Raw genomic sequence first — 586 nt, forward strand, 5'->3', positions numbered from 1 at the left:
ACATTATACGATCACAAATTAAATTTACCAGTAATAGAACAAATAGTCCCCAATAAAGAATACACAACCATAAAACAATTTTTAACAGAATCAACAAAAAATATAACCCTAATTGCAATAACTACAGATCATCTGAGAGAATATAAAACTATAATTGATAAATCCGGGGCCAAACACCAATTATGTCTCTTTCACTTATTTAAAATGATAAGTGATAAAATATACCATTCATCACATTCAAATAAAATCTCAAAACGGGATAAAAAGCGTTTAGATAAATATTTCAAAGAAATACAAGAAATATTCAATACAAACAATGAAAAAGTAGCAATAAACAGATTAGAACAATTACTAACAAAATTTAATGATATTCCTAAAGTTTTACAACGAATAATCACTAAAAAAATCATTCCTGACTTTCAAAGACTCACACAATTCATGCAAGACCCAAATATTTCAAAAACAAACAACCCCGTTGAAAACTACTACCGACAAACCTTCCCCAAATCAATAAAGAAAATATTCAAAACCATACACGGAACAATCAACTACCTACGACGCAAAATGCAAAACTGGACACAAAAAC

1 protein-coding gene is annotated in these 586 nt (G+C 28.5%); it reads left to right on the forward strand.

Annotated elements, in window-relative coordinates; all coding sequences use genetic code 11:
- The coding region (locus tag MXE27_RS11755; RefSeq protein ID WP_248612639.1) for an IS66 family transposase at positions 1 to 586 on the forward strand (586 nt) is incomplete at both ends.

The organism is Methanobacterium alcaliphilum, from assembly GCF_023227715.1.
Lineage (GTDB): Archaea > Methanobacteriota > Methanobacteria > Methanobacteriales > Methanobacteriaceae > Methanobacterium_E > Methanobacterium_E alcaliphilum.